This window comes from Streptomyces sp. AP-93, assembly GCF_022808175.1.
Classification (GTDB): Bacteria; Actinomycetota; Actinomycetes; order Streptomycetales; family Streptomycetaceae; genus Streptomyces.
This window is the reverse complement of sequence record NZ_JALGBX010000015.1, coordinates 70,147-94,300: the sequence shown is the minus strand read 5'-3', so window position 1 is coordinate 94,300 and position 24,154 is coordinate 70,147. Positions and strand designations below refer to the sequence as shown.

21 protein-coding genes and 1 pseudogene are annotated in these 24,154 nt (G+C 70.9%); 9 read left to right on the top strand and 13 right to left on the bottom strand.

The window, feature by feature from the left end; translation table 11 throughout:
* Positions 1-35 precede the first annotated feature (35 nt).
* A complete protein-coding gene (locus MTF69_RS24175; protein WP_243337838.1) occupies positions 36-1,652 on the top strand; it encodes an iron ABC transporter permease in 1,617 nt (538 codons plus the stop codon).
* Complete coding sequence (locus MTF69_RS24170; protein ID WP_243337642.1) at positions 1,652-2,680, top strand: ABC transporter ATP-binding protein; 1,029 nt, start codon at positions 1,652-1,654, stop codon at positions 2,678-2,680. Before MTF69_RS24175 ends, MTF69_RS24170 begins: the two co-directional genes overlap by 1 nt.
* Positions 2,681-2,910: 230 nt before the next feature.
* Here MTF69_RS24170 and MTF69_RS24165 read toward each other — a convergent pair whose 3' ends face one another.
* From MTF69_RS24165 to MTF69_RS24140, 6 genes are all read right to left on the bottom strand, one after another.
* Positions 2,911-3,816, bottom strand: a complete 906-nt coding sequence (locus MTF69_RS24165) for a hypothetical protein (RefSeq protein ID WP_243337641.1) — start codon at positions 3,814-3,816, stop codon at positions 2,911-2,913.
* Between the two features lie 101 nt (positions 3,817-3,917).
* Positions 3,918-5,027 carry an LOG family protein gene (locus tag MTF69_RS24160; protein WP_243337639.1) on the bottom strand — a complete coding sequence of 370 codons (1,110 nt, stop codon included), beginning with the start codon at positions 5,025-5,027 and terminating at the stop codon, positions 3,918-3,920.
* A gap of 26 nt (positions 5,028-5,053) precedes the next feature.
* Positions 5,054-6,127 carry a hypothetical protein gene (locus MTF69_RS24155; RefSeq protein ID WP_243337637.1) on the bottom strand — a complete coding sequence of 358 codons (1,074 nt, stop codon included), beginning with the start codon at positions 6,125-6,127 and terminating at the stop codon, positions 5,054-5,056.
* Positions 6,109-6,927 (bottom strand): ABC transporter ATP-binding protein, encoded by an 819-nt coding sequence (locus MTF69_RS24150; protein ID WP_243337635.1) that lies wholly within the window; start codon positions 6,925-6,927, stop codon positions 6,109-6,111. Before MTF69_RS24150 ends, MTF69_RS24155 begins: the two co-directional genes overlap by 19 nt.
* 192 nt (positions 6,928-7,119) lie before the next feature.
* Positions 7,120-8,481, bottom strand: coding sequence for an aspartate aminotransferase family protein (locus MTF69_RS24145; protein ID WP_308401445.1), 1,362 nt, complete (start codon positions 8,479-8,481; stop codon positions 7,120-7,122).
* 3 nt (positions 8,482-8,484) lie between these two features.
* Positions 8,485-8,988 (bottom strand): Lrp/AsnC family transcriptional regulator, encoded by a 504-nt coding sequence (locus MTF69_RS24140; RefSeq protein ID WP_073910973.1) that lies wholly within the window; start codon positions 8,986-8,988, stop codon positions 8,485-8,487.
* Between the two features lie 172 nt (positions 8,989-9,160).
* On the opposite strand from MTF69_RS24140, the gene MTF69_RS24135 reads away from it, so the two are divergent.
* The 3 genes from MTF69_RS24135 (at position 9,161) to MTF69_RS24125 (ending at position 12,520) form a co-directional block, all read left to right on the top strand.
* A complete protein-coding gene (locus tag MTF69_RS24135; RefSeq protein WP_243337633.1) occupies positions 9,161-10,600 on the top strand; it encodes a gamma-aminobutyraldehyde dehydrogenase in 1,440 nt (479 codons plus the stop codon).
* A 118-nt stretch (positions 10,601-10,718) separates the two neighbouring features.
* Positions 10,719-11,897: a PotD/PotF family extracellular solute-binding protein gene (locus MTF69_RS24130; RefSeq protein WP_243337631.1), complete on the top strand. Its 1,179-nt coding sequence runs from the start codon at positions 10,719-10,721 to the stop codon at positions 11,895-11,897.
* A gap of 77 nt (positions 11,898-11,974) precedes the next feature.
* Positions 11,975-12,520 carry a hypothetical protein gene (locus tag MTF69_RS24125; RefSeq protein WP_243337617.1) on the top strand — a complete coding sequence of 182 codons (546 nt, stop codon included), beginning with the start codon at positions 11,975-11,977 and terminating at the stop codon, positions 12,518-12,520.
* A gap of 123 nt (positions 12,521-12,643) precedes the next feature.
* Here the strand turns inward: MTF69_RS24125 and MTF69_RS24120 are convergent, their stop codons facing one another.
* Positions 12,644-13,090, bottom strand: coding sequence for a serine hydrolase (locus MTF69_RS24120; RefSeq protein WP_374323665.1), 447 nt, complete (start codon positions 13,088-13,090; stop codon positions 12,644-12,646).
* 151 nt (positions 13,091-13,241) lie between these two features.
* On the opposite strand from MTF69_RS24120, the pseudogene MTF69_RS24115 reads away from it, so the two are divergent.
* Positions 13,242-14,402: pseudogene (locus MTF69_RS24115) on the top strand (RNA-guided endonuclease InsQ/TnpB family protein).
* 61 nt (positions 14,403-14,463) lie between these two features.
* Here the strand turns inward: MTF69_RS24115 and MTF69_RS24110 are convergent.
* Genes MTF69_RS24110 through MTF69_RS24095 form a run of 4 tightly spaced genes read right to left on the bottom strand, consistent with a single transcriptional unit; the run spans position 14,464 to position 17,466 of the window.
* Positions 14,464-14,685, bottom strand: a complete 222-nt coding sequence (locus MTF69_RS24110) for a hypothetical protein (protein ID WP_243337616.1) — start codon at positions 14,683-14,685, stop codon at positions 14,464-14,466.
* A complete protein-coding gene (locus MTF69_RS24105) occupies positions 14,682-15,731 on the bottom strand; it encodes a sensor histidine kinase (RefSeq protein ID WP_374323709.1) in 1,050 nt (349 codons plus the stop codon). The genes MTF69_RS24110 and MTF69_RS24105 overlap by 4 nt, the downstream gene beginning before the upstream one ends.
* Positions 15,731-16,420, bottom strand: a complete 690-nt coding sequence (locus MTF69_RS24100) for a glycerophosphodiester phosphodiesterase (protein WP_243337614.1) — start codon at positions 16,418-16,420, stop codon at positions 15,731-15,733. Before MTF69_RS24100 ends, MTF69_RS24105 begins: the two co-directional genes overlap by 1 nt.
* 20 nt (positions 16,421-16,440) lie before the next feature.
* A complete protein-coding gene (locus tag MTF69_RS24095; protein ID WP_243337613.1) occupies positions 16,441-17,466 on the bottom strand; it encodes an adenosine deaminase in 1,026 nt (341 codons plus the stop codon).
* Positions 17,467-17,588: 122 nt separating this feature from the next.
* Here MTF69_RS24095 and MTF69_RS24090 point away from each other — a divergent pair, with 122 nt between their 5' ends.
* Positions 17,589-18,302, top strand: a complete 714-nt coding sequence (locus tag MTF69_RS24090; protein ID WP_243337611.1) for a DUF4190 domain-containing protein — start codon at positions 17,589-17,591, stop codon at positions 18,300-18,302.
* A gap of 109 nt (positions 18,303-18,411) precedes the next feature.
* Here MTF69_RS24090 and MTF69_RS24085 read toward each other — a convergent pair whose 3' ends face one another.
* Positions 18,412-20,031, bottom strand: a complete 1,620-nt coding sequence (locus MTF69_RS24085) for a TROVE domain-containing protein (RefSeq protein ID WP_243337609.1) — start codon at positions 20,029-20,031, stop codon at positions 18,412-18,414.
* 457 nt (positions 20,032-20,488) lie between these two features.
* Positions 20,489-21,049 (bottom strand): NADAR family protein, encoded by a 561-nt coding sequence (locus MTF69_RS24080; protein WP_243337606.1) that lies wholly within the window; start codon positions 21,047-21,049, stop codon positions 20,489-20,491.
* A 194-nt stretch (positions 21,050-21,243) separates the two neighbouring features.
* On the opposite strand from MTF69_RS24080, the gene MTF69_RS24075 reads away from it, so the two are divergent.
* Positions 21,244-22,770, top strand: a complete 1,527-nt coding sequence (locus tag MTF69_RS24075) for a gamma-aminobutyraldehyde dehydrogenase (protein WP_243337832.1) — start codon at positions 21,244-21,246, stop codon at positions 22,768-22,770.
* A gap of 51 nt (positions 22,771-22,821) precedes the next feature.
* Positions 22,822-24,072 carry a spermidine/putrescine ABC transporter substrate-binding protein gene (locus MTF69_RS24070; RefSeq protein ID WP_243337605.1) on the top strand — a complete coding sequence of 417 codons (1,251 nt, stop codon included), beginning with the start codon at positions 22,822-22,824 and terminating at the stop codon, positions 24,070-24,072.
* The last annotated feature ends 82 nt before the right edge of the window (positions 24,073-24,154 follow it).

Here is a 24,154-nt window from a genome sequence, read left to right as displayed (position 1 = left end):
AGAGCGGGCGGGCCACGGCCGTCAGGCTCGGTCTGATGGCCGTGCCGCTCGTCTTCTTCGGGCTGTTCTTCGCGTACCCCGTCGCCGCGATCGTCGGGCGCGGGCTCAAGACCGACGCCGGCTGGCAGTTCGGCCGGATCGGCGAGGTGCTGGCCCGGCCCGACATCGGCGACGTGCTCTGGTTCACCACCTGGCAGGCGCTCGCGTCCACGGGGCTCACGCTCCTGATCGCGCTTCCCGGCGCGTACGTCTTCGCGCGCTTCGAGTTCCCCGGCAAACAGCTGCTGCGGGCGCTCGTGACGGTGCCGTTCGTCCTGCCGACCGTCGTGGTCGGCACCGCCTTCCTCGCGCTGGTGGGGCGGAACGGTCTGCTGGACGAGGTGTGGGGGATCCGCCTCGACACGACCGTCTGGGCGATCCTCCTCGCGCACGTCTTCTTCAACTACGCCGTGGTCATCCGTACGGTCGGCGGGCTGTGGGCGCAGCTGGATCCGCGTCAGGAGGAGGCCGCCCGGGTGCTCGGCGCCGGGCGGTTCGCCGCCTGGCGGCGCGTGACGCTGCCCGCGCTGGGCCCGGCGGTGGCCGCCGCCTCGCTGATGGTGTTCCTGTTCACCTTCTCCTCCTTCGGCGTCGTGCAGATCCTGGGCGGGCCCGCGTACTCCACCCTGGAGGTGGAGGTCTACCGGCAGACCGCGCAGCTCCTGGACCTGCCGACGGCCGCCGTGCTGACGATGGTGCAGTTCGCTGCCATCGGCGCGATCCTCGGCGTGCACGCCTGGACCGTGCGCAAGCGGGAGACCGCGCTGCGGCTCGTCGACCCGGGCCGGACCACGCACCGGCCGCGCGGCTGGGCCCAGCGCACCCTGCTCGGCGGGGTGCTGCTGACGGTGGCGCTGCTGATCGTGGCGCCGCTCGCGGTGCTGGTCGAGCGGTCGCTCGACGCCCCCGGTGGGTACGGGTTCGGCTTCTACCGGGCGCTCCAGGAGGTGGGGGCCGGCGGCGGAACGTTCCTGGTGCCGCCGCTGGAGGCGATCTGGAACTCCCTGCAGTACGCGCTCGCCGCCACCGCCATCGCGCTGGTCGTCGGCGGGCTCGCGGCCGCGGCGCTGACCCGGCGCGCGGGCCGTTTCGTACGGGGCTTCGATGCGCTGCTGATGCTTCCGCTGGGGGTGTCGGCCGTGACCGTCGGCTTCGGCTTCCTCATCACCCTCGACGAGCCGCCGCTTGACCTGCGCACCTCGTGGATCCTGGTGCCGCTGGCGCAGGCGCTGGTGGGCGTTCCCTTCGTCGTACGGACCATGCTGCCGGTGCTCCGCGCGGTGGACGGGCGGCTGCGGGAGGCCGCCGCCGTGCTCGGCGCCTCACCGCTGCGGGCCTGGCGGGAGGTGGACCTGCCGATGGTGCGGCGGGCCCTGCTCATCGCGGCGGGCTTCGCCTTCGCCGTGTCCCTCGGGGAGTTCGGGGCGACCGTCTTCATCGCGCGGCCCGACCATCCGACGCTGCCGGTCGCGGTGGCGCGGCTGCTGGGGCGGGCCGGGGAGATGAACTACGGGCAGGCGATGGCCCTGAGCACGATCCTGATGCTGGTGTGCGCGGTGTCCCTGCTGGCGCTGGAGCGACTGCGACCCGACAAGACCTCCGGAGAATTCTGATGACCCTGCTCGAGCTGGAAGGGGTGTCGGTCCGCTTCGGTGAGCGCGCCGTCGTGGACGCCGTGGACCTGGCGGTCGCCGAGCACGAGATCGTGTGCGTGCTGGGGCCGAGCGGGAGCGGGAAGTCCACCCTGCTCCGGGTGGTGGCCGGGCTGCAGCCCGTCGCCGACGGGAGGGTGCTCCTGGGCGGCGCCGACCAGGCCGCAGTGCTTGTACACCGGCGGGGGGTGGGCCTGATGTTCCAGGACCACCAGCTGTTCCCGCACCGGGACGTGGGCGGGAACGTGGCCTTCGGGCTGCGGATGCGGGGTGCTTCGAAGCAGTCCTCCGAGGCCCGGGTCACCGAGCTCCTGGAACTGGTCGGGCTCCCCGGGGCGCAGGGCCGGGCGGTGGCCTCGCTGTCCGGAGGCGAGCAGCAGCGGGTCGCGCTGGCGCGGGCGCTGGCGCCTTCGCCGAGGCTGCTGATGCTGGACGAGCCGCTCGGGCAGCTGGACCGCGGGCTGCGGGAGCGGCTCGTGGTGGAGCTGCGGGGGCTGTTCTCGCGGCTGGGCACGACCGTGCTGGCCGTCACGCACGACCAGGGCGAGGCGTTCGCGCTGGCCGACCGGGTGGTCGTCATGCGGGACGGGCGGATCGCGCAGGCGGGGACCCCGCTGGAGGTGTGGCAGCGGCCGGCGTCGGAGTTCGTGGCGCGGTTCCTGGGCTTCGAGAACGTCGTCCCGGCGGTGGTGTCGGGTGGGGTCGCCGCCACTCCGTGGGGGAAGGTGGCCGTTCCGGCGGGGACGGTGGAAGGGGACTGCCGGGTGCTGATCCGGCCGGCGGGGGTTGTGGTGGTGCCCGAGGGGGGCGGGCTGGGGTGCGAGGTGGTGTCGCGGACCTTCCGGGGGACGCATGTCGCGCTGTTGCTGCGGCCCGAGGTGGGGCCGGGGCTTGAGGCGGAGTGTGGGCTGGAGGGGGCGCCGGCGGTCGGGGACCGGGTCGCGGTGGGCTTCGCCCCGGCCGAGGTGGTCGTGCTGCCGGGGGAGTAGGGCCGCTGCGCGGGGTGGAATTCCCCGCTGCGGCCCTTGCCGCTGCGCGGGGCGAAGGTCCCCTACCCGCCCTTCCACCGTTCCCCGGGCGCTGCCCGGACCCCGGTCCTCAAGCGCCGGACGGGCTGGAGGGGGTGCCGGGCTGCGCCCGGACCCCCTGGGGCTCCGCCCCAGACCCCGGTCCTCAAACGCCGGACGGCTGGGAAGACCAACCGCCGGCGATGCTGGCTTCAGCCGACCGGGGCTGGTTCCGGGGCGGGGACGTCGCCGTCCGCGCCCTCGTGGTTGCCGTACCAGGCGACTGCCACCGCGCCGGTGACCGCCAGGACGAAGCCGGTGACCGCCAGCCAGGCCATGCCGGGGCGGGACGAGTCGCCGAGCCAGAGGACGCCGATCGCGCCGGGGAGCACGGTTTCACCGACCACCAGGGCGGCGGTGGCGCCGTTCACCGAGCCGATCTGGAGCGCCACGGTGTGCAGGTACATGCCGCCGACGCCCGCCAGGACGATGGCGTACAGGGCCGGGTCGGAGAGGAGGGAGGGGAACGAGAACGGCTCCACGCCGTTCAGGATGCGGACCCCGACGCCCAGCGCGCCGAACGCCAGACCCGACAGCAGGCCCGCCAGGATCGCGGCGCGGGCGCCGAGGAAACGTACCGCCACCGTGCCGCCCACGATGATCAGCACGGTCACGGCCAGCAGCCACCAGTGCGTTGCGGGCGGCGCGTAGTGGCCGCCCTCGTGGCCCGCCGCCGTCGCCAGCAGGACCAGCGCCGCGCAGACGACCCCGATGGAGGTCCATTCCTTCCGGGTCAGCCGGATGCCGAGCATCTTCACGCTCAGCACGGCCGTGATCACCAGGTTGGCGCTGATGACGGTCTGGGAGAGGAAGAGCGGCAGGAGGCGGGCGGCCAGGGCGCCCAGGCCGAAGCCCACGAAGTCCAGGATCGTGCCGACGATGAACTCCCAGGTCATCGCGGCCTTCGCCGTGGAGGTGAGGTTCGGGCCGCCGTGCTGGGTGACCCCGGCGGCGGCGGGCGACATCCGGGCCGCCCGCCGTGAGCCCACGGCTTGCAGGACGGATCCCGTGCCGTAGCAGATGGACGCCGCGATGGCGGTGAGCAGGCCTATGAGCACCCGAGGGCTCCGTTCACGTCTGGCAGGTTTTACGTAGTGCGTACCTCTTCCAGACGTGGAAAAGGGGAGAGAAGTTGCCTGACCGGGTCAGGTTGTCGAGGTCAGCTCATTGCGGCGAGTGCCGCCGGGACCTCGGTCACCGAGTCGACCAGGGCGATCCGGGACTCCATCGCCCGGCCGCGGGCCAGCGCCTGGAGCAGCGGCCAGGTGGGCAGCCGTTCGGTCCAGTGGGCGCGGTTGACGAGGATCATGGGGCTCGGCTCGCCGCGGGACTCGTAGTAGTTGGGCGTCGCGCTGTCGAATATCTCCTGGACCGTGCCCGCCGCGCCCGGCAGGAACACCACGCCCGCGTTGGAGCGGGCCAGCAGCCCGTCCTCGCGGGTGGCGTTCGCGAAGTACTTCGCGATGTGCCCGGCGAAGGGGTTCGGCGGCTCGTGTCCGTAGAACCAGGTCGGGATGCCCACCGAGTCGCCGCCCGTGACCGCCGGCCAGCGTTCCCGTACGGCGAAGGCCGCGCGGGCCCAGTCGGAGACGGACGGGGCGAAGGAGGGAGCCTTGGCCAGCATCCGCAGGGCTTCGGGCAGGGCCTCGTCGGGGGCCGGGGCGAGGTACGCGCCGAGGTTGGCCGCCTCCATCGCGCCCGGACCGCCTCCGGTGGCCACGGTCAGCCCGGAGCGGGTCAGCGTCCGGCCGAGCTCGGCCGCGCCCCGGTACGCCGCGCCGCCGCGGGCCATGGCGTGGCCGCCCATCACGCCGACCACGCGGGCGCCGACGAGGTGTTCGTCGAGGGCGTCGGAGATCGCGTCGTCGTGGATGGAGCGCAGCATCGAGGAGTAGATGTCGCCGTCCGCCTTGGTCTCCTGGAACCAGGCGTACGTCTCGGCGTCCGGGGTGGCCTCGTAGCCCGCGGACAGCCCGGTGAAGAGTTCCTCGGCCGTGTAGAGCAGGCCCCGGTACGGGTTGAAGGGCAGGTCGGGGACGGGCGGGAAGACCAGGGCGCCGTCCGCGCGCACCTTGACCGAGGCGTCCGGTTCCATCGCGCAGCCCAGGAACACGGCTGCCGAGGTGTCGGCGGACAGCAGGGCGAAGGTCCGCTCCAACAGGTTGACCGACTGGATCCGGTACCCGCTGAGCGAGCCGCGGGCCACGACCCGGTCGAATTCGGCGAGCGTCTCGATCTCGGTATCGGTCTCGATGTGTGGGTTGACCATTCGGCCCACCCTAAGGGCTGCCCGCCTCAGCGGGTCAATGCCAGCGACGTCAGCTGTGCCACACCCCAGCTGAGCGGCAGGCACACGGCCACCAGCGCGGTGGCCCGTACGGTCGCGGCCGTACGGAGGATCTTGCCCGGGGCGCCGAGCCCGGTCAGGGTCTCGCGGGTGGCGGCCCGGGCCTGGCGGACCTCGACCGCGGAGGTGAGCAGGGTGGCGGCCGCGCACAGCGCCACCAGGGCGGCGGCGGGCGCGGTCAGCGGGCCGAGCGGGACCTGGAGCCCGCCGTGATCGCGCAGGGCCACGGCGCTGAGGGCGCCCGCCCCGACGGCGCACAGGACACCGAGGGGTGCACCCAGACGGGGGGCCTCCTCCTGGAGGGTCCGTCCCGCCAGCAGCCGGAGCGCGCCCGGGCGGACGGCCTGGACGAGCGCCCCGCAGGCGTAGGCCAGGCCGGGACCGGCGAGGGCGAGCCCGAGGGCGGTCAGCGCCCAGCCCGTAGGCATGCCGGCTCCGCCGGGGCGGGAGTAGGCCAGCGCGGCGAGTCCGCAGGCGGTCAGCGCGATGCCCCAGGGCAGTGCGGTCTGCGGCGCGGGCCGGGGGTGCGGGCGCAGGGCGAGGGCGGTGGCGATCGAGGCGGCCAGCGGGAGCAGGGCCAACAGGGTGAGGGCGGCCGCCACCGGCAGGGGCTGGTCGCCGTGCAGCAGCCGCGCCCCGGCGCCGTCGAAGGGCAGCCCGGTCACGTCCCCGCGCAGATGGAGGAAGACGGCCAGGGCCACGGCGCTGCCGAGGGCGCAGGCCACGGCGGTGGAGATCGTCGCGACCAGGGTGAGCCGTACGGGTCCCAGCCCGGCGGCGTCCAGCCCTTCCAGGGGCCGGGCCGCGGGGTCGGTACGGGCCACGGCGACCGCGAACTGGACGGTGACGGCGAGGGGGACCAGCGCCCACAGCAGCTGAGGGAACGATCCGGCGGACCGGGCCGTGGCCTGCGCGAGCACGTACAGCAGCAGGAAGCCACTGCCGGCCGAGGCGGCGGCGACGAGCAGCCGTCGCAACTGGACCAGCGGCCGGGAGCCACGGGCTAGGCGGAGAGCGAGCACGCGGCCTGGTCCTCCGGGGGCTGGGGGAAGGAGGCCGGGGAGAGCCCGGCCGCGGCGGCCGGGCGGCCGTCGAGCAGGGAGAAGCGCCGGTCGGCGACGGCCGCGGTCTCCTCCTCGTGGGTGGCCAGCAGCACGGTGATGCCGTGGGAACGGGCGGCCGTGGTGAGGGTGCGCAGCAGCAGGGAGCGCTCGGCGCGGTGCAGCGGGGCGGTGGGCTCGTCGGCGAAGATCACGGCGGGCAGGTGCGCGAGGGCGCGGGCGAGGGCGACGCGCTGGGACTCGGCCCGGTTGAGGGAGCCGGGGTGCTTGCGGGCGAAGGCGCCGATGTCGAGGCGGTCCAGCCATTCGCAGGCGGCCCGCTTCGCGGTGCGGTGGGGTGCGCCCGCGATCAGCAGCGGCAGGGCGGCGTTCTCCCAGACCCGGAGCTCGGGCAGCAGTCGCGGCTCGGGGCCGATCCAGCCGAAGCGGTCGCGGCGCAGCCGCTCGCGGGCCAGGGTGCCCATGGTGTGCACGGGGACGCTGTTGAACCAGACCTCGCCCTGCTCGGGCCGCAGCTGTCCGGACAGGCAGCGCAGCAGGGTGGTCTTGCCGCTGCCCCGGGGGCCGGTCACGGCGAGGATCTCTCCCGCACGGACGCCGACCGAGACCCCGATGAGTCCCGGCGAGCCTCCCCCAGACTCCGTCCGGGGGGACCCCCTGTGCGAGTAGTGAAGGGACCGTGCCCAGAGCAGATCGTCCTGGGGCGGGGCACTGTCCGGCCGGGCCTTGTCCAGCGCGGCGTTGTCCCGTGGAGCCACCATGGCGTACACCTCCGTCCGGGGGAACGAAGCGGAGCCCGCTTGGTCACTGGCGCCGCAATGAGATGTAAAGAGATGAACGTCTTGGATGGTGACAGCACACGGCCCGGACCCCCGCGTTCTCACTCGAACGGAGGATCCGGGCCGTGTGGTCCGCAGTTTGCCGCCTGCGGGACGGTGGGTGGACGCGGCTGGTTAGAGCTTGGTCCAGGCCTCGGTGAGCACGCGGCGCAGGATGCCCTCGATCTCGTCGAAGGTGCCCTGGTCGGCGGTCAGCGGCGGGGCCAGCTGGATGACCGGGTCGCCACGGTCGTCGGCGCGGCAGTACAGGCCGTTCTCGAAGAGCGCCTTGGAGAGGAAGCCGTAGAGCACGCGCTCCGTCTCCTCGTCCGTGAAGGACTCCTTGGTGACCTTGTCCTTGACGAGCTCGATGCCGTAGAAGTAGCCGTTGCCGCGGACGTCGCCGACGATCGGCAGGTCGTGCAGCTTCTCCAGCGTCGAGCGGAAGGCGTCCTCGTTGTCCAGCACGTGCTGGTTGAGGCCTTCCTTGTCGAAGATGTCGAGGTTGGCGAGCGCCACCGCGGAGGACACCGGGTGTCCGCCGAAGGTGTAGCCGTGCAGGAAGGTGTTGTCACCCTTGTAGAACGGCTCGGCGAGACGGTCCGAGATGATGCAGGCACCGATCGGGGAGTAGCCCGAGGTCATGCCCTTCGCACAGGTGATCATGTCCGGGATGTAGTCGAACTTGTCACAGGCGAACATCGTGCCGAGGCGGCCGAACGCGCAGATCGTCTCGTCGGAGACGAGCAGGACGTCGTACTCGTCGCAGATCTCGCGGACGCGCTGGAAATAGCCGGGCGGCGGCGGGAAGCAGCCACCGGCGTTCTGCACCGGCTCCAGGAAGACGGCGGCGACGGTGTCGGCGCCCTCGAACAGGATCTCCTGCTCGATCTGGTCGGCGCACCAGCGGCCGTAGGCCTCGGGGTCGTCGCCGTAGATCGGGGCGCGGTAGATGTTGGTGTTGACCACCTTGTGCGCGCCGGGAACCAGCGGCTCGAAGGGGGCCTTCAGGGCCGGCAGGCCGGTGATGGACAGGGCGCCCTGCGGGGTGCCGTGGTAGGCGACCGCACGCGAGATGACCTTGTACTTGGTGTGCTTGCCCTGGAGCTTGAAGTACTGCTTGGCGAGCTTCCAGGCGGTCTCGACGGCCTCGCCGCCACCGGTGGTGAAGAAGACCTTGTTCAGGTCGCCCGGGGCGTAGTGCGCGAGGCGCTCGGCGAGCTCGACGGCCTTGGGGTGCGCGTACGACCAGATGGGGAAGAACGCGAGTTCCTGCGCCTGCTTGTAGGCGACCTCGGCCAGTTCCTTGCGGCCGTGACCGGCGTTGACCACGAACAGTCCGGCGAGACCGTCCAGGTAGCGCTTGCCCTTGTCGTCGAAGATGTAGGTGCCTTCACCCCGCACGATGGTGGGGACGGGCGAGTTCTCGTATGACGACATGCGGGTGAAGTGCATCCACAGGTGGTCGTACGCGGTCTTGGAGAGGTCCTGGCTCACGGGCTATCTCGTTCCCCACATGTAGGTCTGCTTCTTCAGCTTCAGGTAAACGAAGCTTTCGGTTGATCGCACGCCGGGGAGCGCACGGATCTTCTTGTTGATCGTTTCGAGCAGGTGGTCGTCGTCCTCGCAGACGATCTCCACCATCAGGTCGAACGAGCCCGCGGTCATCACCACGTACTCGCACTCGGCCATCGCGGTCAGCGCGTCGGCCACCGGGTCGAGGTCTCCCTCGACGTTGATGCCGACCATCGCCTGGCGCCGGAGCCCCACGGTGAGCGGGTCGGTGACGGCGACGATCTGCATGACGCCCTGGTCGAGCAGCTTCTGTACCCGCTGGCGCACCGCTGCTTCGGAGAGGCCTACGGCCTTGCCGATCGCTGCGTAGGGACGGCGACCGTCCTCTTGCAGTTGCTCGATGATCGCCAGGGACACAGCATCGACCGAAGGGGACGGTTGTCTGTTCCTGGAATCTGCGCTTCGACTGACCACGACCTCACTGTGCACGAGGAGTCGTCTGTTCCGCAAGGCGAGAACGATGTAATTCGTTGTTTGAGGAGTCAGATCTCACTGATTCCGTAGTTCGTGATGTGTGGCCCTGTCGAAAACGGCGTCCGAGGGGCTAGGCTTGGGTGGCTGTCTCAACCATTGGACATGTGATCACAGGAGTGTGGCTGTAGTGACCACCGAACTGCGTCGTCTGCGCAACTACATCGGCGGGGAGTTCAAGGACGCCGCCGACGGGCGGACCACCGAGGTGGTCAACCCCGCCACGGGCGAGGCGTACGCGACCGCCCCCCTCTCCGGCCAGGCGGACGTCGACGCCGCCATGGCCGCTGCCGCCGCCGCCTTCCCGGCGTGGCGCGACTCGACCCCCTCCGAGCGCCAGAAGGCCCTGCTGAAGATCGCGGACGCCTTCGAGGCCCGCGCGGAGGAGCTGGTCGCCACCGAATCGGAGAACACCGGCAAGCCGCTCGGCCTCACGGCCAGCGAGGAGCTGCCGCCGATGGTGGACCAGATCCGCTTCTTCGCGGGCGCCGCGCGTCTGCTGGAGGGCCGTTCGGCCGGCGAGTACATGGAGGGGATGACCTCGATCGTCCGCCGTGAGCCGGTCGGCGTCTGCGCCCAGGTCGCGCCGTGGAACTACCCGATGATGATGGCCGTCTGGAAGTTCGCCCCGGCCCTGGCCGCGGGCAACACCGTGGTCCTCAAGCCCTCGGACACCACCCCGGCCTCCACCATCCTGATGGCCGAGATCATCGGTTCGATCCTGCCCAAGGGCGTCTTCAACGTCGTCTGCGGCGACCGCGACACCGGCCGGGCGATGGTCGAGCACCGCACTCCGGCGATGGCCTCCATCACCGGCTCGGTGCGCGCGGGCATGCAGGTCGCCGAGAGCGCCTCCAAGGACGTCAAGCGCGTCCACCTGGAGCTGGGCGGCAAGGCCCCCGTCGTGGTCTTCGAGGACGCCGACATCGCCAAGGCGGCCGAGGACATCGCGGTCGCGGGCTTCTTCAACGCCGGCCAGGACTGCACCGCGGCCTGCCGCGTACTGGTCCACGAGTCGATCCACGACGAGTTCGTCGCGGCGCTGGCCAAGAACGCGGCCGACACCAAGACCGGCCAGCCGGACGACGAGGACGTGCTCTACGGCCCGCTGAACAACCCGAACCAGCTGAAGCAGGTCGCGGGCTTCATCGAGCGCCTCCCCGCCCACGCCAAGGTCGAGGCGGGTGGCCACCAGGTCGGCGAGAAGGGCTACTTCTACGCCCCGACCGTGGTCTCCGGCCTCAAGCAGGACGACGAGATCATCCAGAGCGAGGTCTTCGGCCCCGTCATCACCGTCCAGTCCTTCACGGACGAGGACCAGGCCCTGGCGTACGCGAACGACGTCGAGTTCGCCCTCGCCTCGTCCGTGTGGACCAAGGACCACGGCCGCGCGATGCGGATGTCCAAGAACCTCGACTTCGGCTGCGTGTGGATCAACACCCACATCCCGCTCGTCGCCGAGATGCCCCACGGCGGATACAAGAAGTCCGGCTACGGCAAGGACCTCTCCGCCTACGGCTTCGAGGACTACACGCGCATCAAGCACGTCATGACCTCGCTCGACGGCTGACCCGAGGCCGGGCGGGCGGCCTGCCGGCCGCCGCATTGATCAGGTCACAGCCTTGAAGGGGCGGGTAGTAGACAACATGTCTATTGCCCGCCCTCAGGCGTTCATCGAGGCTTTGCCCATGCCTGAACTCGCCTTTTCCCGTCGCGCGGCGTTGCGCGGCTTCGGTGCCGCGGGCCTGCTGGCCGGCCTCACCGGCTGTGGTGTCCCGGCCGCGTACGTCCCAGAGAACCGGCGGGAGGGCCAGGACCGCTCCGCCGGCGACCGGAGCGTCTCCTTCTCCAACTGGCCCCTCTACATCGACACCGACGAAGAGGACGAGAGCAGGCGTCCGACGCTGGAGGCCTTCACGGAGAAGACCGGCATCGAGGTCCGGTACACCGAGGAGATCAACGACAACGACGAGTTCTTCGGCAAGATCAGCCCGGCGCTGATGAACCACCAGCAGACCGGCCACGACGTGGTCGTGGTCAGCGACTGGATGGCCGCCCGCTTCGTCCACCTGGGCTGGGCCCAGAAGATGGACCGCTCGGTGCAGGCGAACGTGTCGAAGTACCTGGACCCGCAACTGCGCTCGCCCGCCTTCGACGAGGGCCGCCTGCACACCGTGCCCTGGCAGTCGGGGATCACCGGCATCGCCTACAACCGCAAGGCGCTCGGCCGGGAGATCAAGTCCGTCAAGGACCTGTGGCACCCGGACCTGGCGGGCAAGGTCACCCTCTTCTCAGGTCTCGACGAGTCCTTCTCCCTGCTGATGCAGGGCAACGGGGCCGACGTGACCCGGTGGACCGAAACGGACTTCCACCGGATGTGCGACCAGGTGGAGAGCATGGTGAAGAAGAAGCACATCCGCCGCTTCACCGGCAACGACTACACCTCCGATCTGAGCAAGGGCGACGTGCTGGCCTGCCAGGCCTACTCCGGGGACGCGATCCAGCTCCAGGCCGACAACCCCGACATCGAGTTCGTGGTCCCCGAGGAAGGGGGCGAACTGTGGGCGGAGAGCCTGCTCATCCCCAACCTGGCTCCGCGCAAGGCCAACGCCGAGGCGCTGATCGACTTCTACTACGACCCGGAGATGGCCGCGCTGCTCGCAGCCTCCGTCAACTACGTCTGCCCGGTCCCGGCCGCTCGCGATGTGCTGGCCGCCTCGGACGACCCGGAGACGGCCGAACTGGCCGAGAATCCGCTGATCTTCCCGGATGAGGACATGCGCAAGCGGCTGGTCGTCGCCCGCGACATCTCCTCCGCCGAGCGTTCGTCCTTCGCCAAGCGCTGGAACGGCATCGTAGGGCTCTGATCTCGGTTCGGCGACGGAACTGAACATGTTCAGCGATTCGACTGAACATGTTCAGAAAGCTGCGTAGGCTTTCTTCCATGAGCGAGAGAAGCGCCCTTCTGCGGCGGATCCGTGCCTGGCTTGCCCTGTTCCTCGTCTGCCTGGTGCTGAGCGGACTCACCGCCTTCCCCCTGGTGAGCGAACTCCACTGGGCCAATGCCCTGGTGGACAACGAGTGGCTCCGCCGTGTCGGCGACGGGCTGGACCGGGCGGACTCCGATTACCCCTTCCTCCTCTACGGCACCGACTGGCTCGCCTTCGCCCACCTGGTGATCGCCGTCTTCTTCTACGGGGTCCACCGTGACCCGGTCCGCAACATCTGGATCGTCGAGGCCGGCATGATCGCCTGTGCCGGCATCATTCCGCTGGCCCTGATCTGCGGGCCCATCCGGGGCATCCCGGTCTGGTGGTCGCTGATCGACATGGCGTTCGGCGTCTTCGGGGTGATTCCGCTGCTGATCCTGCGGTGCATGATCAAGCGGCTGGAGGCCCTGCCGGCGGACCCCGGCCCGACTCCGGCCCTGGCCCCGGCTCCGGCCCCTGCCCCGGCCGCGACCCCGGCCGTGGTCGAAGCCCGCAGCTGAGTCCGCGCTACTCGGCGAAGGCGGCCATCACGACGGCGAGGGCGACCCGGTTCGTGTCCTGCCCCTTGGCCTCGGTCGAGTTGACCGAGTACACGAGGGTGCGGGACAGGTCGCGGGTCCCGCCTATCGCCGTGTTGTAGCCGTGCCGGCCACCGTCTTGCCCCAGGCGATCGTGCCGTCGGGCAGCTTGATCCGCGACATCCCGGCCGTCAGCGTCGCGGACTTGCCCGTGACGAAGTCCCTCACCCCGGGGACCGTGAACATCTCTTCCAGCTGCGCCGCCGGTACGAGGCGTCCGCCGAACAGGGCGACGGTGAACCGCTCCAGATCGGCCGTGGTGGAGATGATGTCGCCCGCCGCCCACCGGTCCGAGGAGTTCCACTCCGTCACGTCCCGCAGCTCGGTGGAACCGTCCTTGCGCGCCACCGCCTGGTACCCGCGGTTGTGGCGCCCCGGTATGCGGGTCTGGAAACGGCCCGGGAAGGAGGTGTCCCGCAGCCCCAGCGGCTTCAGGACCCGCGCCGCGACCGCCCTCTCGTACGTCGTGCCCGTCACCTTCTCGATCAGCACGCCCAGCACGGTGTAGTTGATGTTCAGCGGGATCCAGCGAGGAACCTGGGCCTTCAGGCTCGGGAGGAATCGCGCTTCTTCGAGACTGCTCTGACGTGCACGTATTCGGATAACTGGGCCTGTTGTCGGTAGCTGCCGATACGGTGAACGTATGCAGCTCGTTGTTCGGGTGAAGCTGATGCCGGATGCCGCGCAGGCACCGGTGCTGTCAGCGACCCTGCGCATGGTCAACGAGCGGGCCAACTGGGTGTCCGTCGTGGCGTTCGAGCACGGCGTGCCGCGTGAGCACGAGCTGCGCAAGCACACCTATGCCGAGCTGAAAAGCCTCCGGTCTCGGGGCGCAGGCGGCCCAGCATGTGATCAAGAAGACCCGTGACGCCTACACCACGTTGAAGGCGAACATCCGGGCGGGGAACCTTGGCAGGCCCGGATCGAAGCGCAGGGCCAAGGCGGAGTCGAAGCCGATCACGTTCCGGCCGGAGGCCGCGCAGCCGTACGACGATCGGTGTCTCAGTTGGCAGTACGACGCGCGGACCGTCAGTATCTGGACCATCGGCGGGCGGCTCAAGAACGTCCACTTCGCCTGCTCCGCCAACGCGCTCAAGATGCTCCGCGAGTACCGCAAGGGCGAGTCGGACCTGATCGAACGCGACGGCGTGTTCTACCTGATCGCGGTGTGCGAGATCCCCGAGGCCCGGTCAACGAGAACCCGTCCGGGTTTATCGGTGTGGACCTCGGCATCGTCAACATCGCCACCACATCCACCGGGAACCGGGCCGCCGGGCGCGGCTTGAACCGGCACCGCAAGCGGCAGCTCGAACTGCGCTGCAAGTTGCAGGCCAAGGGCACCCAGTCTGCCAAACGGCGGCTCAAGCACCGCGGCCGCAAAGAGTCGCGGCACGCCGCGAACATCAACCACATCATCTCGAAGACGATCGTCACCACCGCTGAACGCACCGGACGCGGTATCGCCCTGGAAGACCTGACGGGCATCCGCGACCGGGTACGGCTCCGCAAGGACCAGCGGACACCACTGCATTCGTGGAGCTTCCACCAGCTCGGCCAGTTCATCGCCTACAAGGCGAAGCGGGCCGGGGTGCCGCTCGTGCACGTCGATCCGGCGTACACCAGCCAGCAATGCTCCGATTGTGGACACATCGACCGGAAGAACCGGGTCGATCAAGCAACGTTCGCGTGCCGCGCCTGCGGCGTCATGATGCACGCGGACGACAACGCGTCCCACAACCTCGACCGCAAGGGCGAAGTTGTGTGGACCGCGGGGCGTGAGTCACGCGTCCCAGCCACCCCATAGGTGGTCTGGACGGAGGAGATAACCTGGCAGCCAGTCGGGCTCTACCTCCAAGCCCGATCCTTCAGGATCGGGTCAAGCTGACGTAGTGCTGGGCCGTGCCCGGAGCGGACTCGGAGCTTCTGGCCACCGCGCCCGCGATCTGGTCGTGCGGATCGGTCACATCGAAGTGGTGCTCCCACTGGCCGCGAAGGAGTAGCCCGGACCGTCGGCCGCCGATATCGGTGGCCTCGCGCCTGCTGCGGAAGTCCGCGACGGCGGAACTGCTCTGCCAGCCGCCGCTCATGCCGCCCCCGCACCAGCGCGGCCGCCGCGTCCTTGTGGAGCGTACCCAGCCCTGCGATCGCCGGGCCCGGCGTGCTTGACCACATTGGTCAGGGCCTCCTGCACCACCCGGTGCACCGTCGCCTCCAGCGCCGCCGGCAGGGCGCGCACCGAGCCCGTGCGCTCGTAGGTCACCTCCGGCCCGCTGCCCCGGACCCGCTCCAGCAGCCCCGTCAGCTGCCCGATGCCGGGCTGCGGCGAGCGCGGCGCGGCCTCGTCGGTGCGCAGCACCCCCAGCATCGTGCGCAGTTGGGCCATCGCGTCGCGGCCCGTCTCCGCGATGGCCTCGAACGCGGCCTCGGCCCGCTCGGGGGCCCTGCGCACGGCCACCGGACCGGCCTCCGCCTGCACGATCATGATGCTGACCGCGTGCGAGAGGATGTCGTGCATCTCCCGTGCGATCCGGGCCCGTTCGCGAGCGGCCGCCTGCTCCGCCTCGATCCGGTTGGCCCGTTCCAGCTGCGCGGCCCGGTCCAGGAGGGCCGCCGTGTAGGCCTGCCGGGTGTGCTGGAGCCGCCCCAGCGCGTACGCGGCGGCGGAGACGAAGAGGGTGAAGAACAGTTCGCGCGCGGTCCCGGTGTTCCAGCCCACCGAGAAGGCGACCGTGAGGACCGTGAGCCCGCCCACCCCGAGCCGGACCCGGGCCGTGCCCTGCAGGGCGACGGTGTAGAGGGCGAGCAGTCCCGCGTACGGGAGCGGCTGCCCCGGGCCGTCGACCGCCAGCTTGTAGGCGCCGCCGGCCACCAGGATCGCGATCAGCACCGTCACCGGAGCCCGCCGCCGCCAGACCAGCGGAAGCACGCCGAGCGTGGTCATCGCGTACGAGGTCCAGTCCGCGGGCGGTGCGTCGGCCGGCCGGGGCACCACAAAGGGCATCGTGACGGCCAGTTGCACCAGCAGCGTCAGCCCCAGGTCCTGCCGGCGCGGGCCGGCCCGCCGGATCCGCGCTCCGAGCTCCCGCCAGGCCCGCAGGACCCCGCGAGCCGGCAGCTCCCCCCAGGCCCGCATCACCGGCCGAGCTCGGCCCGCACGGCTTCCAGCGCGTCCACCCGGTTCGTCGTGATCGAGTCCACCCCGGCCCCGACCAGCGCACGCATCGAGCGCTTGGTGTCCGGCGTCCAGGCCGACACCAGCAGGCCGTCCCGGTGCAGGGCGTCCACCAGCTCCGGGCCGACCAGCCCGAAGCGGTAGTTGAGCCAGGTCGGCGCCACCGCGTCGATCAGCACCCGGCGCGGGGGAGCCAGGGTGGTCCACGTCAGCGCGATCTCGGCGCCCGGATCGGCGGCGCGCACCGCCAGCATCGTGGCCGGACCCGCGCAGTAGTACGTACGGTCGCGGGCCCCGCACTCGCGGACCTGGCCGACGACGGTCCGTACGGTATCGGTCGTCGCACCCGGCAGATCGACCATGACCCGGCCCGCACCGGCGGCCATCAGGGCCTCGCGCAGGGTCGGGATCCCGCCGTCCGTCAGCTCCTTCAGCTGCGGGGCCGTGACCTCTTCGAGCCGTACGTCATGGCCCCACAGTCGCTGGAGGTCCTCGTCGTGGAGCAGTACGGGGACCCCGTCGCGGGTCATCCGCACGTCGATCTCCACCGCGTCCGCGCCCCGGTCGAAGGCGGAGCGGATCGAGGGCAGGGTGTTCTCGCGGACGCGGTAGGGATCCCCGCGGTGGCCGACGGCAGTCAGGGTGCGCATGCACCCATTCTGCTGGGGCGTCAGGAAGCCAGCCAGGCGGAGGTGTACGTGTCGATCTCGGCGGTGAGCTTCGCCTTGCCGGCCGGGTCGAGGAAGGAGGCCTCGACGGCGTTCTTCGCGAGCTGGGCGAGACCGCGCTCGTCGAGGTCGAGCAGGCGCGCGGCCACCGCGTACTCGTTGTTGAGGTCGGAGCCGAACATCGGCGGGTCGTCGCTGTTGATGGTGACGAGCACGCCGGCCGCCACCATCTCCTTGAGGGGGTGCTCGTCGAGGGTGGCGACGGCGCGGGTGGCGATGTTGGAGGTGGGGCAGACCTCCAGCGCGATGCGGTGCTCGGCGAGGTGGGCGAGCAGCTCCGGGTCCTGGGTGGCGCTGGTGCCGTGGCCGATGCGCTCGGCGCCCAGCTCGCGGATCGCGTCCCAGATGGTCTCCGGGCCGGTCGTCTCGCCGGCGTGCGGCACGCTGTGCAGTCCGGCGGCGCGGGCGGCGTCGAAGTACGGCTTGAACTGCGGGCGCGGGACCCCGACCTCCGGGCCGCCCAGGCCGAAGGAGACCAGGCCCTCGGGGCGCAGGTCCAGGGCGAGGCGGGCGGTCTCCGCGGCGGCTTCCAGGCCGGCTTCGCCGGGGATGTCGAAGCACCAGCGCAGGATCACGCCGAGCTCGGTCTCGGCGGCCTTGCGGGCGTCCTCGATGGCCTCCATGAAGGCCTTCTCGTCGATCCCGCGGCGGGTGGAGGAGTACGGGGTGATCGTGAGCTCGGCGTACCGGATGTTCTGCCGGGCCATGTCGCGGGCGATCTCGAAGGTGAGGTGGCGCACGTCGTCGGGGGTGCGGACCAGGTCGACGACGGAGAGGTAGACCTCGATGAAGTGGGCGAAGTCGGTGAAGGTGAAGTAGTCGGCGATGGCCTCGGGGTCCGTGGGGACCGTGGAGTCGGGGTGCCGGGAGGCGAGTTCGGCCACGATGCGCGGGGAGGCCGAGCCGACGTGGTGGACGTGCAGTTCGGCCTTGGGCAGCCCCGCGATGAAGGGGTGCAGGTCGGACATGAGGATGCCTCCGAAGGACGCGGGTGCGGATGGAACGGGCTTCATCGTAGGCAGGACCCGCACCGTGGAAGGGGCTTGTCGGAGGGAGCGCTTAGCATGGCCGTACGAGAGGGGGGCGCCGTATGACCGATCAGAGCCCCGAGTCGCGAGACCCCTGGGCGCCGCCGGAGCAGCCCGCGGTCGATCTGGGCAAACAGCAGGGCGGGCCGGGGGCGTCGGCGGGGCCCGTGGCCCCGGGTGTGCACGACCAGCAGACCGTCACGGGGATGCCCGGCGCCGGGGGCGTCCCGCAGGCCACGCCCGCGCCCCAGCCCGGGCAGGCACCCGGGGGGACGCCCGCCTACGGCTACCCGGCGCAGCCGGATCCGGCCGGGTACGGCTACCCGGCGCAGCCGGGCGTGCCGCAGGCCCCGTACGGCGGCTACCCCGCCCACCAGGGCGCCCCGCAGCCGTCGTACGGCGGCCAGCCCGCCTATCCGGGGTATCCGGGATACCCCGGATACCCGGGGCACCAGCCCATGAGCAACGGCTTCGGCATCACTGCGCTCGTCCTCGGGATCATCGCCGTGGTCAGCTGCTACCTGGGCCTGCTGTTCGGCGTCCCGGCCGTCATCTTCGGCGTACTGGCCCGAGGCAAGGCCAAGCGCGGCGAGGCCGACAACGGGGGCATGGCGCTGGCCGGCATCATCACCGGCGCGGTCGGCATCGTGATCAGCTGCCTGTTCATCGCGATAGCCGTCGTCGGCCTGCTGCTCAACGACGGGAACTCCGACTCCGACTACGACTCGGATTTCTCGTCCCCGTACGAGAACACGCAGGTCCTCCACCGGGGTTGATCGGCGCCCGGCAGGCACGGCGCGAGGGCCGGGCGGGGACGCGTACCGTCCCCGCCCGGCCCTCCGCCGTGCCCGTCAGGCAGCCGTCCCCTTCAGGCAGCCGTGCCTGTCAGGCAGCCGTGCCCGCCTGCCCCGCCTCCCAAGGCCACCTGGCGTCCCGGCCGTCCTCGATCAGGGACACCATGCGGAAGGCCGCGTCGGTGAGCCCGCCGAAGGTGTGCCGGTGCGCGGACCCGGAGGGCGCGTGGCCCACCCGGTATCCGGCGAGGTTCCAGGTGTAGACCGGGACCGTGTCCGGCACCAGGGCCGTCGGGTCGCCGCCGTAGGCGTACGTGGCCTGCTCGTCGGTGACGATCAGGACCCGGTCGTGCCCCGCGTAGTGCGTGCGCACCGCCTCCGCCGTGAACGTGCCGCCGAGGTCCTCGAACCGCTCCAGCACCTTCAGCACCGACTCGCCCCGCCGGTAGCCGACCGCCTTGCTGGTGGAGCCGAACTGCACCAGGTCAGCGTCCTCGGCGCGCAGTGCCAGCGCCGTCCCGAAGACGGCCGCCGCGTCGGCCCTGTTGAGCTGCGAGCGGTCCGACAGCGGCGACCACATCGACCCGGACCGGTCCACCAGGACCAGCGTCCGCCCGGGCAGCGCCGGTACGTGGGCCAGGGAGTGGCCCAGCGCCCGCTCCAGCGGGTATGCCCACCGCAGCGAGGGCGCGTGCTGGTAGGCGGCGAGGTAGCGGAAGGGAAACTGCCGGGCGCGGGCGACGGTCTCCGGGTCGGAGATCTTCGCCGCGACCCGCGCGGCGACCTCGTCCGAGACTCCGGCCTGGTCGAAGTTGCGCAGGTTGCGCAGCAGCGCCATCGCACCCATGGACGGGATGACCGCCTCCCAGGCGGCCGCGTCCATCGGCCCCTGGAGCCAGCCGGCCAGCGCCTCCCAGGTCATGCCCGCCGCGGCGAGCCGCTCGGCGCCGTCGGCCGCGGTGACCACGGCCCGGCGCTCCGCCACGGGCAGCTCCATCAGGGCCCGGTGCGCGAGCAGGGTGCGGTTGCCCGGCGGGACCTCGGCGGTCTCCGGGCTGTGCCGGCGGTCGAGGGCGTACCGGAACAGCTCGCCCTGCCAGGGCTTGTCCGGGTCGGGGGAGGCGTGCACGAGGTTGAGGACGTCGCCGAAGCGGTATCCCCGGGAGGCGGTGTCGTACTTCAGCAGCGAGGTGCCCGAGTAGAGGCGGCGCACCGCGTCGGCGATCCCGCGCTTGACGGGCTTGGGCACGCCCCGTCCGTACGTGGCCGTCCAGTAGGCGAGCAGCTCGCCCGGCTCGTCCGCGCGCAGCAGTACGGAGTCCACGACCTGCCGGTTCGAGGGCCACCCGGTCGCTCCGGCGTCGAGCCGCGCCTTGACGTACTCGGCGGCTCCGACGAGCGAAGCCGTCCGCATGTTGCCGCCCCGGCGCAGCCAGCCGAGCAGGCCGGCGGTCCACTCGGGGTCCTCGACGGCGAGGCCGCGCACGAGCGCGGCGAAGCGGTCGTCGCGGGCCGGGCCGCCCTCGTAAGCGGTCTGCTGCGTCACGAAGTTGGCGACGGCGAGCAGGAACAGCTCGGAGCGCGGATCGCGGACGAAGCCGGTGCTGCCGTGCGCGTTGGCGGCGCGGCGGCCGGTCGAGCGGACCGGGGACGTGGGTGCGGTGGGCGCCGTGGGCGCCGCCTTGGAGCGGAGCAGATTGAAGCGAGCCATGAGAATCCCCCCGAATTCAAAGGAAGCAGGGGGAGGCGGGACGTACGGGATGCCCGAGATCGGAAGTCGACGACGGACTTGTGTCAGCCGCTCCATCCATCTGAGCTACCGGCCGGAGCCGGGCGGGACTCGAACCCGCGACCTGCTGATCCGGAGAAGTAACCGTTGCCTGCGCACCGGGCTTCCCGTACGTGTGCCTCCCGAGATCAAGGTGGCGGCGGCCTGGGTTTCTTTGCAAAAGAAGGAGCCGCTGCCCGCGCACCGGGAGGTGCGTGAAGAGGTGTCCAGAGATCGAGGTCGGCGAAACCACAAGGTGCTCTACCAACTGAGCTACACCGGCCCGAAGCCGATGACGGGACTCGAACCCGCGGCCGCCCCATTAACAGTGGAAGTAAGTCTCACCTGCGCACCTGGACAAGGATCACGCTAGACGCACACCCTCACCGGCTGCGAACGATTAAATCCCCTGAATCCCCGCCCGCAGCCGCTCGCGCGCCTCCATGAGCGCGAAGCCCAGCAGGTTCAGGCCGCGCCAGCGCGCCGGGTCCAGGGCCCGCTCGTCGTCGGCGGCCAGCCCGATGCCCCAGATCCGGTCCATCGGGCTGGCCTCCACCAGGACCCGCTTCCCGGTCGAGAGCAGGTACGAGGCCAGCGCCGGATCGGAGCCGAACTTGTGCACGCTGCCCTCCACCACCAGCGCGAACCGCTCCCGCTCCCACACCACGTCATCGAAGCCGCGCACCAGCCGCCCGGCCTTCTTCGCCTCCGCCGGGCCCTTCGCCTCCAGGGCCGCGCGCTCCGCCTCGGCGTCCTCGAACAGGCGCGCCTTTCCGGCCATCATCCAGTGCTCGGCGGTGGCGTACCGCACGTCACCCACGGTGAACGCGGACGGCCACCACTGACTGAGGCAGCTCGGTCCGAGCGTTCCGTCGGGCCGCGGACGGTGTCCCCAGAACGGCAGGAACTTCAGGTGCTCACCCCGGCTGACCTGCCCGATCAGTGCCTCGATCTTCTCCATGCATGCGAGTCTCGCAGGAGCACCGGACACTTCGTACGGGATTTCGGGCGCGCCTCGACACATGGTCGACCGATTCCGTCGCGTAATCAAAAGGCAACAACGGAATCACTTGGCCGAGGGGTGTACCTCTGCCAGGATCGGCACTCAATTCGAGCTGTAGCTCGAACTGTAGCTACGGAGAGCGTGAGAGCGTGATGGGCAACCGCTTCCAGGTCAAGGTCCAGGTCAAGGACCGATTCGCCGAAGGCGCGCAGTACATCGACGGGCAGCTGCGGCCCGGCACCTCGGGTCGGTCACACACCGTGGTCGACCCTGCCACGGGCGAGGAGGTGCTCACCTACGAGCTGGCCTCCACCGCCGACGTGGACGCCGCCGTCGCCGCCGCCAAGCGGGCCTTCCCCGGCTGGTCCGGGGCCACGCCCGGGGAGCGCTCCGACGCGCTGCACCGGCTGGCCGCCGTGCTGGCCGAGCGGGCCGAGGAGTTCGCATACGCGGAGTCGCTGCAGTGCGGCAAGCCGGTCAAGCTGTCGACGGAGTTCGACGTGCCGGGGACCATCGACAACACCGCCTTCTTCGCGGGCGCCGCGCGCCACCTCCAGGGGCAGGCCGCCGGCGAGTACTCCGGGGACCACACCTCGTACGTGCGCCGCGAGGCGATCGGGGTCGTGGGCTCCATCGCGCCGTGGAACTATCCGCTGCAGATGGCCGCCTGGAAGATCCTCCCGGCGATCGCCGCGGGCAACACCATCGTCCTCAAGCCCGCCGAGCTCACCCCGCTGACCTCCCTGATGTTCGCCCAGGCGGCCAAGGAGGCGGGCCTGCCCGACGGCGTGGTCAACATCGTCACCGGCGCCGGCCGGGACGCGGGGGAGCACCTGGTCGGCCACCCGGACGTGGTCATGACGTCCTTCACCGGGTCCACCGCCATCGGCAAGCGGGTCGCCGAGATCGCCACCGCCACCGTCAAGCGGCTCCACCTGGAGCTCGGCGGCAAGGCCCCCTTCCTCGTCTTCGACGACGCCGATCTGGAGGCCGCCGCCAACGGCGCCGTCGCCGCCTCCCTGATCAACACCGGCCAGGACTGCACGGCCGCCACCCGTGCCTACGTCCAGCGCCCCCTCCACGACGCCTTCGTCGCCCGGGTCGCCGAGCTGATGGAGACCGTCCGGGTCGGCGACCCCTTCGATCCGTCGACCGACCTCGGCCCGCTGGTCTCGCACGTGCACCGCGACCGGGTCGCCGGTTTCGTCGAGCGCGCACGCGCGTACGCCACCGTCGTCACCGGCGGTGAGATCCCCGGCGGAGAGCTCGCGGACGGCGCGTACTACCGGCCCACGCTGATCTCCGGCGCCGCCCAGGACAGCGAGGTGGTCCAGTCCGAGATCTTCGGGCCGGTCCTGGTGGTCCTGCCCTTCGACACCGACGACGAGGGCATCGCGCTGGCCAACGACACCCCGTACGGGCTCGCCGCCTCCGCCTGGAGCCGCGACGTGTACCGGGCGAACCGCGCCACCCGCGAGATCCAGGCGGGCTGCGTCTGGGTCAACGACCACATCCCGATCATCAGCGAGATGCCGCACGGGGGCTACAAGGCCAGTGGCTTCGGAAAGGACATGAGCACGTACTCCTTCGAGGAGTACACGCAGGTCAAGCACGTGATGTACGACAACACCGCGGTGGCCGCGAAGGACTGGCACCGCACGATCTTCGGGGACCGATAGCCAGCTGCCGCCCGACCAGCGGCCCGCACCCATCCCGAAAGGGCACCTCCCATGGAGCAGTTCGAGCCCGACCGCCTCTCGGCGGCGCAACTCGCCGCGATGCGGCGCAGCCTCACCACCGGGCGCGGCGCCCTCACCCGCCGCTCCGTGCTGCGCGCCTCCGGAGTCGGAGCGCTCACCCTCGGCGGCCTGTCCGCGCTCGCCGGCTGCGGCATCCCGCCGGCCAAGCGCGCGGAGGGCAACGCCGCGGCCTCCGACGACCACTCGGAGAAGGAGAAGGAGATCAACTTCTCCAACTGGACCGAGTACATGGACACCAGCGAGGACGAGAAGTCCCGTCCCACGCTGGAGGAGTTCACCAAGCGGACCGGTATCAAGGTCAAGTACACCGAGGACATCAACGACAACGTCGAGTTCTTCGGCAAGATCAAGCCCCAGCTCGCGGCGGGCCAGGACACCGGCCGCGACCTGATCGTCGTCACCGACTGGCTCGCCGCACGCATCATCCGCCTCGGCTGGGCCCAGAAGCTGGACCCCTCCCAGCTCCCGCACGCCTACGCCAACCTGAGCCCGCAGTTCCGCAGCCCCGACTGGGACCCGGGCCGCGCGTACAGCTACCCGTGGACCGGCATCAACACCGTCATCGCCTACAACACCAAGGCGACCGGCGGGAAGAAGGTCGACTCCGTCACGCAGATGCTGGACGACCCCTCCCTCAAGGGCCGCGTCGGCTTCCTCACCGAGATGCGCGACAGCGTCGGCATGACCCTGCTCGACCAGGGCAAGGACCCGGCGAACTTCACCGACGCCGACTACGACGAGGCGATCGGCCGGCTCCAGAAGGGCGTGGACAAGAAGCAGATCCGCCGCTTCACCGGCAACGACTACACCGCGGACCTCGACAAGGGCGACCTCGCAGCCTGCCTGGCCTGGGCCGGCGACGTCATCCAGCTCCAGGCCGGCAACCCGGACATCCAGTACGCGATCCCGGCGCCCGGCTACATCACCTCCAGCGACAACCTGCTGGTTCCCGTGAAGGCCCGGCACAAGGCGAACGCCGAGCGGCTCATCGACTACTACTACGAGCTCCCGGTCGCCGCCCAGCTGGCCGCGTACATCAGCTACGTCTGCCCCGTCGAGGGCGTCAAGGACGAGCTGGCCAAGATCGACCCGGAGCTCGCGGACAACGTCCTGATCGTCCCCGACAAGGCGATGGCCGCCAAGTCGCGCGCCTTCCGCTCCCTCACCAGTGAGGAAGAGACGGCGTACGAGGAGAAGTTCGCCAAGCTCATCGGAGCCTGACGGGTCCCGCCGCGTCCCCACCGGCGACGACACCCGTACCGGCACCTGCCCCTTCCACGACACACCACCGAAGGCCCAGGCC